The following is an 11,047-nucleotide window of genomic DNA, read 5'->3' as shown; positions in this document are numbered from 1 at the left end:
TTCTCTGGCAAGTTTGACAGCCTGGACCTTATATTCGTGGTCGTATTTACGTTGGGTACGTGACATTGAGAGTTCCTCCTTATTCTCTTTATTATACATGAATTCTTTGAGAATAAGGTGTCAACTTTATTTATACAACATTAAAGCAGGAATTAAAATTTCACTTTACAGTTTAAAATGAGAACTATATCTTTGAGTGTTGTAAAAACCTACGTTGAATTTTACAGCTTTTTGTGTATAATATAAGTAGAAGAAACAATATAAAATCAAGGAAGGAGCTGAAAGAATATGGCAAGTATTTTACCAGTATCTGATTTGAGAAATTATAACGAAGTCTTGAAGAACTGCCACAAAGGAGAGCCTGTATATCTTACCAAGAATGGTAGAGGGCGTTTTGTGGTTATGGATTTTGAAGATTATGAACGTGATCGTGCAGAGAAAAAGCTTTTGATGAAGCTGCAGGAATCCGAAGAAGCAGTGAAAGACGGTGAAGGATGGCTGGATTTGGATGAATTGAAGGCACTTGTGGGGGAATAAGATGTTAAAATTGCGGATTAACCCGATTGTTGCAAAGGATCTGAAGAGTATTCGGGATTACATTGCTGAAGACAACGAGGAATATGCGGCAAAGACCATAAAGGAAATTTACGGGAAATTTGAGAATCTTCAGATGTTTCCGGGAATGGGGGCGGATCTTTCCAAACGGGTAAGCTTTCGGACAGATTATAAATATGCGATATGGGAAGATTACGTGATTATCTACAAAGTAAGCAGCGAATATGTAGAAATCTATCGTGTAGTCAACCGATATCAGGATATTATGAGAATTTTCGATTAATAAACTAATAGAATTGTGGAGAGAGTGCTATGGCAACAGCAAGTGAAATTATCGATAAAGAGTATAGAAAAATAGTGCAGAAAAAATATCCAGAATATAGTAATGTTTGGCCGATTATTAGTGGATATAATTTATTAAATGGAACGTATGGAAATTACATTATATGTATTTTTAAACATACAGGAAACAGTTCTATGATGGCATCATCAGTTGTAGAGTTTAATGCTGTAAATACAGGGATGGCATCTATATCATCTCAAAACATTGATAGTGTAAGAGATAAGGTTAGATCTTCTTTTCATCTATCAAATATGGATTCGATAGTTATTCTTGCAACGGATGGAAGTAATCTGGAGAGTGAATTGCAAAAGCTTTTAGAAAGTCATGAATTTGTGATGGGGATAAGGAAGATGAAAATATTTTTGAGTCATAAAGGTGCAGATAAACCAATAGTCAGATTATATAAACAAACTTTAGAAATATTAGGATTTGAAGTTTGGCTTGATGAAGATGCAATGCCTGCTGGTACAGCGTTACACAGAGGAATATTGCAAGGATTTAAGGAGTCATGTGCGGCAATTTTCTTTATCACTCCAAATTATAAAGATGAAGGATTTTTAGAGACAGAGGTTAATTATGCTATAACGGAAAAAATGAATAAAGGTGATAAATTTTCAATTATTACTTTGGTGTTTAGTGATGATGAAGGTAAAATAGGAGAAGTACCAGAGCTTTTAAAAACATATGTATGGAAGCAGCCAGCTAATGATTTGGAAGCACTTCAGGAAATTATAAAAGCATTGCCAGTGAAACTGGGGGATGTTCGTTATAGATAAGACTGATAACAGAATCATGATAACAAATTGATAACACCGTTCAGTATAGCCTATGGACTGAGGACAGTGGAACACATATAAAACCAAATAGAACCATAATGCCAATACAAAAATGTATAGTAACAAGATTATGTTTGCGAGCTTGAATAGTTAAAAACAGGCTCTAAAGCCTCAAGAAAGATGTCGGTTTGAATAAGACTGAAAAGAAAGTGATAGAACTCTTAATAGAAAATCCAAGTATAACATCCGTTGAACTGGCAGAGAAATTAGGCGTAACAAAGAGAACTATTGAGAGAGCATTTAAATCTTTACAAGAAAAAAGATAATAGAAAGAATTGGATCAAAGCGTCATGGGAACTGGATTGTGGTGAGGTGAGTAGTATAAATTTAGACGCTTATAAGACTGAAGCAGAATATAAAAGTTGATTATGCTTATTAGTTTTAACATTACGAAAGGGAATTATAAGCTTGTACCAATTAAAAATAAAAATTTAGTGTACTGTCATTTTAATTTAGTCATCTGTGAAAGAAATACAGACGATATGAAACGTTTATATGATGCTCTGATCGAATAGCTAGAATGGTTATTGCACATTTGCAGAGCAGCCGCTTCAGGAGGAGCGGCTGCTTGCATTCAGAAGAAAAGAGAAAAAGGGGAAGGATATGGATTACGAGGGAATCTTAAAGTTTCGGGGAACCTGGCGCAGCTACCAGACCCGGGTACTGCGGAATGCAGAACCCTATATGGCAGACGGAAGGATCCACATTGTTGCGGCGCCGGGATCCGGGAAGACGACGTTAGGGATTGAGCTGATCCGCAGGCAAAAGGAGAAAGCGCTTGTTCTGGTTCCCACCGTTACGATCCGCGAGCAGTGGATTGCTAGGATCCGGGAGGCATTCCTGTGTGAAGGCGTGGAGGAAGAGGTATACCTGTCGCAGAATCTCAGGGAACCAAAAGAGATTACAGTGGCAACATATCAGGCACTACACAGTGCCATGACAAGATTCCGGGGAAGAGAAGAAACGGAAAGTGAAAAGGAGGAACCGGTGGAGGCCGGACAGGAAGTGGATTACTCCGGATTTGATCTGACAGCAGTCATGAAAGAGACCGGGATTGGGGTTTTATGCCTAGATGAGTGCCACCATCTGCGAAATGAATGGTGGAAGGCCCTGGAAGAATTCCGTCGGGAACTGAAAGGGCTTCGGGTGATCGCTCTGACGGCGACGCCGCCATATGATTCGACGCCGGCAATGTGGACCAAATACATAGATATGTGCGGGGAGATCGATGAAGAAATCACGATTCCGGAGCTGGTAAAGGAAGGAAGCCTCTGCCCGCATCAGGATTACGTGTACTTCAACTATCCGACATCAGAAGAAGAAAAGGAATGGAAGAAATTTCAGGAACGTAGCAAAGCCATGCTGCAGACACTGATGGAAGACGGGGAGCTCCTGAACGCTGTCAGAGGCCACAAAGGGCTGATCGGACAGATGGAAGAGGAACTACTTTTAAGCGATCCGGCGTATCTGTCTTCTATTCTGATCTATCTGCAAAGCAAAGGCGTTCCGTTTCCGGAGCGGCTGCAAAGACTGCTGGGAGCAAAACGTCTTCCCAAAATGGATGTCGGTTGGATGGAGCGGCTGCTGCAGGGATTTCTGTACCATGATGCAGAATCCTACCTGTGCGACAAGATGTACCGTGAAATGCTGGAAGATCGCCTGAAGAGGCAGGGATTGCTGGAAAAGAAGAAAGTGATTCTGACTACCAGCGCCGCAGTGGAAAAGCTTCTGACAAATTCATTGGGAAAAATCAACAGTATTCGTAAGATCGTGTTTCACGAGTATGAGACCATGGGAGAAGGACTGCGTCTCTTGGTGCTGACAGACTATATCCGGCGAGAGTGTGAGGGGATTCTGGGAGATTCCGGCAGTGATGTGAATCTGTTGGGAGTCCTGCCCTTTTTTGAGATGCTGCGCAGGGAAAGCGCAAAGAGGCAGGCATCTCTTCGCTTGGGAGTCCTGTGCGGAAGCATTGTAATCATTCCGGCAGAGGCAAAAGAGGCTCTCCTGCAGGAAATAGGGGAGGCAGACCGGGTAGCGTTTGGAAGAGCCGGAAGCCTTTCAGAAGCAGAGTATCTGAAAGTGACAGCAGTGGGAGAGGGACATTTCTTAACAGCGGCTGTCACAGCTATCTTTTCAAAGGGATATATACAGACCCTGATCGGGACGAAATCCCTGCTGGGAGAGGGCTGGGATTCTCCGTGTGTGAATGCACTGATTTTGGCCAGCTTCGTGGGTTCGTTCATGCTGAGTAATCAGATGCGGGGACGTGCCATTCGGGTATGGAAGGACAACCCGGACAAAACCAGCAACATCTGGCATCTGGTCTGTCTGAAGCCGCAGAAAGAGGCAAGGAAGGATTCGGAGGAAGAGATCAGTGAAGACTTTCGCCTGCTGGATCGCAGGATGGAACAGTTTTTGGGACTGCATGACAGGGAGGAAACCATTGAAAGCGGGATACAAAGGCTGTCTGTTATCAAACCGCCTTTTCACAAGCCGCAGGTGCAGTCGATCAATAAGCGGATGTTGGAAATGTCCAGCCAGCGTTCTTGTCTGAAGCAGCGATGGGAGAAGGCGCTGGTCATCTACGAAGCCATGGAAGTGGCGGTGGAGACAGAAGTAAAAGAAACCTTCGTCACAAAGGTTGCCTTTTTCGATGCACTTTTAAATCTGGTACTGGCTATCGGGCTTACCATGGCGGCGACAGTGCTGCTACTCCTGCCGGTAAATCCCGTGCTTACTTTTGCCGGGTACTTTTTGGTTGTTATAGGAGGCGGCTGGGCGATGACACGATTTCCCAAGGTATTTATGCTGGGAAGCCCGCTAAGAAGGCTGAAGGCATTTGGGGAGGGGATCCGAAGGGCGATGGAGGAGCAGCAGATGTTGGCAGAGACGCGCTGCAAAGTGGAGACAGAGACCTTTTCGCCGGAGGTGCATACCCTCTACCTGTCAGGAGGAACAGGGAGGGATAAGGCGCTGTTTGCGCAGTGTGTACATGAATTTTTTACGGCTCTCGACAACCAGAGGTATATTCTTGTAAAAAAAGAAAAACGCCGGGGAATCGACAGCTTCTACGCGGTTCCGGAGTGTTTTGCCAGAAAAAAAGAAATGGCAGAGGCCTTTGCTAAATGCATGAAACCATACATTGGCAGTTATGATTGTGTTTATACGCGGAATGAAGCAGGAAGAAAGCTGCTACTGGAAGGAAGGGTGAAGGCATTGGCAAACAGAGAGGAGCGATGCCTGTCCCGGAAGAAGGTAAAAGGGGCGTTGGAATAAAGGGATAAAGAAAAACAGGAAAACAGAAAAACAAAAAAACAAACAGAGAAAACAGCAACGGCCTGCCCTTTGATTTAGAAGGGCAGGCCGTTCAGACTGTAGACAAGGTTGGTGCCAGAGATAATCTCCAGCACCACTTAAAAATGATGGATCTGATTGTCTAATTCCTATTTTGTTTTCTATTTTTTGCCAAATCTGCCAATGCCAGTCCGAAGCAGCCAAGAAGGGAAAGGTACAAAGCCCCCCGGATGGGAGTATCTCCTGTCTTTGGAGCCTTTCCGGACGTGCTTGTTGCTGCGGCTCTTTTTGCAAAATCTACGGAAAGACCGTTTTTATCTGTAGGCAGGACATCGCCGCCGGGATGCGTCATATCCGGAGAAGGAGTGTCCGGGATAGGCGTGTGGGAGGCGGATTTTCTATAGGTGACTACCACCTCCTTATCTTCGTCCATCCTGATCAGGGAAATCAGCCCTGAAACAGTTACAGGCTGACCGTTTATGGTGACAGAGTCCACCTCGTATCCCGGGTCGGGGGTGAAGTGTACTTCTGCATCCGAACCGTCTGTCAGATCTTTTCCGGAATCGGAAATGCTTCCATGCCCTCCCTTTACTCGTGTGATCAGAGCAAATTTCGGCGGAGCAAGCTTATCGGAAACTTTTGCGCCGTAGTACAGATCGGCAGAGGGCGCACTGCCCGGCTGGTAGGAAACCTCCAGCAAAGACACCTGCCCGAAACGGTTTTCGCGAAAGGTGAAAGCTTCCTGATCCAGATCTGCCGGGATGCGCATCCAGGTTCCGCCTCTTGGCTGGAAGATAAGCTGGGGGATACCGGTGACGGGATCCCTTCTGACAGAAGTCGTGGAGGCCGTCCGGATTCGTGTAAACCCGTTCTTTTTAAAGGAAATCTGATATTCGGAAGGCAGCGGCAGCTCTTTGCCGTCTGGTGCGGCCAGATGGAAGCGGTAACCGCTGTATTTGTAAATGGTTCTTCCGCCGGCCAGCTTGGAGATTGCCGCATAATCTGCTTCCTCCAAAGAAACAGGTTCCACCACCAGCTTCGCATCCGAAGGAAGAGAAGCAGATAACGTGCTCAGACTTACGATCCCGTCCGCCGAGGTAAAGGTTTTTGGCTCCTGCGCCTCTTTCCCCAGGAGGATCACTTCTCCTTTTGGCGTCTGTGCTTCCAGAGCGGCCTGGAGTTCCTTGTCTGCCTGCTCCTGACGATACACCTCCAGCCGAAGCAGCTGGTCTCCGAAAGGATGTGGAACGGTGGGATATCCCTGCTTTGCAGTCCCCTGCTGGGGCGTCCTTGGAACCAGCGTGGTGTTCAGGCGAAGTGTGTGCAAAGGATTGCCTGCGAACGCACGGTAATTGATAAATCGAACCTTTTCCGGGATGACGACAGAGGTCAGCCGGTTGCCCTCAAAAGCGCTTCGATCGATCACTTCCAGATTTACCGGTAGCCGGACGGAGGTTAAGGCACACTTGAAAAAGGCGTTGGAGCCGATCTCCGTCAACGTATTGGGAAGCGTGACTTCTTCCAGGGCAGAGCATCCTTCAAAAGCAGAAGAGCCAAGCTCTGTCAGTCCATCGGGAAGCACCAGCTGGCGAATCCCCAGATTGGTAAATGCACCGGGGCGGATCGCCGTTATCTGGGAAGGAATGGTAAGCTGGGTTATCAGTTTGTGGTTGGCAAATGCATTTGCCGGAATCGTAGTAAAGTGGTGGTTTTCCGGAAGGCGGATCGTGGTCAGGCGGGAATCGTCTCCCCAGGCGCTTACCTGAAACGCGCCGGCCTCGATGGTTTCAACAGAATCCGGAATACTTAGCTGTTCCAGCTGGTAACAATTTTCAAAAGCGCCCATACCAATATGACGCAGCCCCTCCGGCAAAGTCAAAGAAGAGAGTTTTTGCTGCTTAAACGCACGGGGGTAGATCTTTTCCAGCGTACCGGGCAGGGACAGCTCATGGCTTCCCAGCATGGAAAAAGCAGATTCGTTTACTTCTTTGATACCTTCCGGAAGCACGATCTTTTGCATTTCATAGCTTCCCCAGGAATAACCGAAGGCGCTCTCTCCAATGGAAACGATCTTCACGCCGCCGATCTCTGCGGGGATATTCAGGATCCGTTCCTCCAAAGGAAGCTGAAAGAGGTCGTCCTTCTTGAGATATTCGGTGATCATGCCCCGGGAAGGGCTGATCTCGTAGTCTCCGATGGTGATCAGATCCTTGGGCTTTTGCCCTTCTCCTACGAGCGTCTCCGCATGAGGGGTTTTTGGGATGCTTGGATCAAACACCGGATTTATGGCATCCGGATCCTGTACATTTTCATGGGTTCTCACGTAAGTACGAATCATGGGCATTCCAAAGATTCCCTGACCAAACAGAGATTCAAAGGAACCGTTGTAATACTTTCCCTTTGTATAATCCAGGGTGCCGGGGCGTACACTGGCGTCGATGGCGACGGCAGGCCCTTCTCCCTTGGGCAGGAGCTGCCGGACGATCACATACGCTTTTCCGCTTAACTGGATCTGCAAAGAGGACAGATCATATTTGTTCCACTGTCCCCCCTTCCCTTCCACCGTCTGCGGAGGAATCAGGTCAATGAGCCTTCCTGCTTCATTTAGCTGTTTGATTTCCAAAGATACCTTTCCGTTTCGGAAGTAAGGATTTTCCCCGGCAAAATATACCATGACATGGGAAAGCACTCCGTCCTTGGGAGCATCGATCTCAGTTGCCACACCTGTTTGAGGACGGGAAAGGGCAGCGCCGCCGCTAAGCGGATTGTTGTTGTCATATCCCAGCTGTTTCATTCCGGGGCCCGGAGTTCCTGTTTTCAGATGAGGCTCATCCAGAGGGAGAGAGGAATTGTCTCTTTCCAGAAGGATGGTTCCCAGATCAACAGAATCTGTTCCCTCCTCCAGCCGGATCCGTTTGGTCTTATAGCCTTTTGCGCCCACCAGGAGCTGCTTTTTTGTAAATGGAACCTTTTCCAGGGTGAAGCTTCCGTCCATTTCGCTGGAGGAGGTTTGAAGTCCTTCTCCCTCCAGCTGAATGGTGGCGCTTAAGGGGATCACGGAAGAATCCGAACCGCCGGGGGCCGTGTTTGTAAATTCTGTAAGAAGATGCTCCTTTAACTGCAAAGAATCCTGTACCGTTCCGTTTAGTGTAAAGGACAGGTCATCCAGAAACAGTCCGTACCCGTCGGAGGCTCCTGCCGTCAGATGGAAGAAAAAGATGTTTGCCACTTTTCCCTTCAAGGGACTCAGATCAATGCGGCGCTCCTGCCAGGTGTTGTTTATTTTTGTGGGATAGTTATAGATCTTGACGGTTCCTTCGCCTTTTATTTCCGCCTGAATGCCCAGGACGCCGCTGTCCCAGGAGGCATATTCCTGAAAGACCAGTTCCGGTTTATCTGTTTCACCAAGTCCGGTGAGATCCAGGCGCGGCAGCTCCAAAAGAGACTGCTTCAAAGCGCCCAGATAGGGGCTTCCGATGTTCAGTCCCGCAAGGAAGTTGCCGCTGACAGGCTTGGGATCAACATTCAGGTTTGCCACACCGTGAGAGAAGTTGCCGCTGTAGGCAAAGCCGGGAGCGCCGGATTCAAAATCTGTCCGGTATTCCCCGGGGCGAACAGAAGCAAAGACCGTCAGGTGGGCCGACGCCGTTTCAAATGTCGCTCCGTCTTTCGTGGTCAGACGGATCTTCTGCGAATAATTTCCCGGAAGAGGAGTCTCCTCTTTGGAAAATGCGCCGGAAAATTTCCGGGAATGGGAGCTTTCTCTTTTGAGTTCTGTTTTCCTGGTGAAAGGCGCTCCGTTTTCTGATCCTTCCAGCAGATATTCCAGGCGGGCGATCTGCTTTGGCGAAAAGGCGCCGGCCCCAAGATCTACGGAAGCCACAAGCGGACGATCCGTATAGCCGCTCTGAGGAAGACGGATTTCCACCTCCGGGATGGCTGACTGCACCGCCTTCGGATCCTTTGCAGCCTGTACCGTTCCCTTGACTGCACGGTAATTTGCGGAGGGAGTTCCTTCCTTTCCGGCAGCATGAAGTGCGGCCTGTACAGCCTGATAGGCATCCACAGAACCATATCCATATCCCTGATTGGGTGAGGTATCATAATCACTATCGGTGCGGGGGATCGCCGTTTTTCGAAGAAGATCCTCCAGCTCCGAAAGGCTGAGAGAAGGATTGGCCTCCAGCATCAGGGCGGCCGTTCCGGCTACATGTGGGGCAGCCATGGAGGTGCCGTTAAAAGAGGTATAAGCATTGCCGGGCACAGCGCTTCGGATTTGAATACCGGGAGCTACGATATCCGGTTTAAATGTAGCATTGGGGTAGGGCGATGGCCCCCTTCGGGAAAAATCAGCCAATCCCCCCTGATTGTCGGAAGCGCCCACGGTAAAGACCTGATCAGAGCTTCCCGGGTTATCCACGGAACCGGGAAGTGCCTTTGTGGAACCGTTGTTGCCGGAAGACATGACGTTTAAGATCTCGGCGGAACGAAAGGCCTTTGCCGTCTGTTCAAACCAGAGATCCATATCCTGCTTTCCGTCAGACCAGCTCTGATTTACGATCTGGGGCGCTTTTGCAGGATCGCCTCCGGGAGCCATCATCCACTCGCAGGCCTTGATGATGTTTTCGTTGGTTCCGCCCGCTCCTTCTTTAAAGGCTCTCGCCACAATAAATTTGGCTCCGGGAGCCACGCCGGTCTGGTTGTAGGAGACGGCAGCTCCGTTTTCCGTAAGCCGGGTTTCTTCGCCGACTACGATGCCGGCTACATGGGTACCGTGGGTATCACCGCCTACGGAACCATCCTCCACAAAGTCTACATAATTGCCCTCCAGAGAGATCTGGTTGGTCTCCGGGTCGAATCCTCTGAAGTGGCGGATCAGCGCCGGATGTTCATAGTCTACAGCCTGATCAATGATTCCTACTACGACGCCCTTTCCCGTGATGTTCAGATCAGACCAGACCTTTGAGGCACGGATGGCATCCAGGTTGGCTTCCACTTCCTGCGGATGGAAAGCGGCAGTCACGCTGTGGAGGCTAAAAGCCTGGGATCTGTTTGGCTTTGCCACCGGTTCGGACTGCAGCGGCTGATCTTCTTTGCATTCTCGCACATTGGACAGCGCAGAAATATGATCCACCACAGACTGAGGCGCTTTTAAAGCCAGAGTGTTTGAAATCCAATAGCTATTGTATTCCAGATCCGCCTCCGGATATTTTGTGGAAATATCCTGCAAAAGAGTGCGGGCTTCCTGTTGGGCCAGTATGGCCGTTGCCTGCAGGGCGGCGACTCGTCTTGCCCGGATATCAAACGAGGTACCTGCCGTCGGATGGGAAATCAACTGATCATAAGAGGCAAACGCTTCAGAAGAGGCGGTCAGATGCAGCTCCAGGACGGCCTGTTCCACCTGTTCCTGCAAGGGGCCAGGTTCGGAAGAAAATGTGATCAGATATTTTTTGGCAGGCGTGGAGAGATCCAACGTAGGAAGCGTATGTGCAGATGCGGCTTCCGAAGAAGGCTCTCCTGGATGCTTTGCAGACCCTTCCGGTTCTGTGTCGGAAGGCTCCGCCTCTTTGGCTGCAGGATCAGATGCGTCTGCAGCAGGCTGCTCCTGTGCGGCGCCGCCCGTACCTGTGTCCTGTAGATCCTCTACCGCAAATACAGGCAGCGTACTGGTAAGAAGTAATGCGGCGGATAGAAAAAGGCCGCACAAAGTTACCGATAACTGGTGTTTCATAATGGTCCCCCTTTTTTCATAATTTAAGAAGAAAGGAATGGATGTTCTGTCCGAATCTTTTCTTCTGTCAATGAAGTACAATGACATAAAAAGGTTAGTAAAAACTAACTAGAGGAATTATAGCACAGGAAAAGAGAAAATACCATACTTTTTGCAGGAAGGAAAACAGAAGGTTGCGAGAGGCAAAAATCTTCGGATCCGGGAAAAAGAAAGAGGGGCAGGAGGCAAGATTACAATTTTGTAAGAAAGATGCAAGCTTAAGTAAAGGCAGGCGAAGATGGGGTA

At 48.3% G+C, this 11,047-nt stretch carries 6 protein-coding genes; 5 read left to right on the top strand and 1 reads right to left on the bottom strand.

What is annotated here, in order from left to right:
• Positions 1–288 precede the first annotated feature (288 nt).
• From SOW26_RS02500 to SOW26_RS02480, 5 genes are all read left to right on the top strand, one after another.
• Complete coding sequence (locus SOW26_RS02500; protein ID WP_320651831.1) at positions 289–537, top strand: type II toxin-antitoxin system prevent-host-death family antitoxin; 249 nt, start codon at positions 289–291, stop codon at positions 535–537.
• A gap of 1 nt (position 538) precedes the next feature.
• The gene (locus SOW26_RS02495) at positions 539–838 is read left to right on the top strand and encodes a type II toxin-antitoxin system RelE/ParE family toxin (RefSeq protein ID WP_320651830.1); all 300 of its coding nucleotides are present in this window, start codon (positions 539–541) and stop codon (positions 836–838) included.
• 29 nt (positions 839–867) lie between these two features.
• Positions 868–1,674 carry a toll/interleukin-1 receptor domain-containing protein gene (locus SOW26_RS02490; RefSeq protein ID WP_276959795.1) on the top strand — a complete coding sequence of 269 codons (807 nt, stop codon included), beginning with the start codon at positions 868–870 and terminating at the stop codon, positions 1,672–1,674.
• Positions 1,675–1,883: 209 nt separating this feature from the next.
• Positions 1,884–2,000: an HTH domain-containing protein gene (locus SOW26_RS09690; RefSeq protein ID WP_276959799.1), complete on the top strand. Its 117-nt coding sequence runs from the start codon at positions 1,884–1,886 to the stop codon at positions 1,998–2,000.
• Positions 2,001–2,337: 337 nt separating this feature from the next.
• The gene (locus SOW26_RS02480; protein WP_276959794.1) at positions 2,338–5,013 is read left to right on the top strand and encodes a DEAD/DEAH box helicase family protein; all 2,676 of its coding nucleotides are present in this window, start codon (positions 2,338–2,340) and stop codon (positions 5,011–5,013) included.
• 160 nt (positions 5,014–5,173) lie between these two features.
• Here SOW26_RS02480 and SOW26_RS02475 read toward each other — a convergent pair whose 3' ends face one another.
• Positions 5,174–10,762, bottom strand: a complete 5,589-nt coding sequence (locus tag SOW26_RS02475) for a leucine-rich repeat protein (RefSeq protein ID WP_320651829.1) — start codon at positions 10,760–10,762, stop codon at positions 5,174–5,176.
• Positions 10,763–11,047: the final 285 nt, after the last annotated feature.

This window comes from Suipraeoptans intestinalis, from assembly GCF_034091795.1.
GTDB lineage: Bacteria > Bacillota > Clostridia > Lachnospirales > Lachnospiraceae > Suipraeoptans > Suipraeoptans intestinalis.
The sequence above is the reverse complement of the archived record's forward strand: the minus strand, read 5'-3'. Positions and strand labels throughout refer to the sequence as shown.